Source organism: Telluria sp. AZSoR62, from assembly GCF_058111565.1.
Window position 1 is genome coordinate 1 of sequence record NZ_JBYTST010000118.1, and the last position, 398, is coordinate 398.

Annotated in this window: 1 protein-coding gene; it reads left to right on the plus strand. The window is 64.1% G+C overall.

Translation table 11 applies throughout. The annotated features are described in order from the left end of the window. The coding region (locus tag AC3XQU_RS23145) for a hypothetical protein (protein WP_489876500.1) at window positions 1-398 on the plus strand (398 nt) is incomplete at both ends.

Genomic DNA, 398 nt, shown 5'->3' on the forward strand with positions numbered 1-398 from the left:
GAATGAAATAGCCCGTCTTACCAATGCTCTGGCTGCGGCCGCTCGCGCCTTTCTGCACGTGCTGGATGACCGCCACGAGGTCGACCGATCAGCGCAAGCGTCGACGCAGCAGGTCTTCGCATCGGGTGCCGGTTCACAAACGGAGTACGACCCGCTCCTGGACGAACCACCGATCACTCCTCGGCTCAAGCAACACGGAGGCTCGGAAGGTGAGGACAAGATGGTCACGATTGCCTTCCTAGGCGCGGTTGCCCGGCTGAACGCTGAACTCGGCACAGGAGCCACCGCGAAGGACATCCATCGAGCCGCACTCAGAGCCGGGTACCCGCGGGGCGGCCAAGACGTGGTCGGCTGGGTAATCCGACCAGGGCGTCGTGGCGCCATCGAAGTCCGAGAGG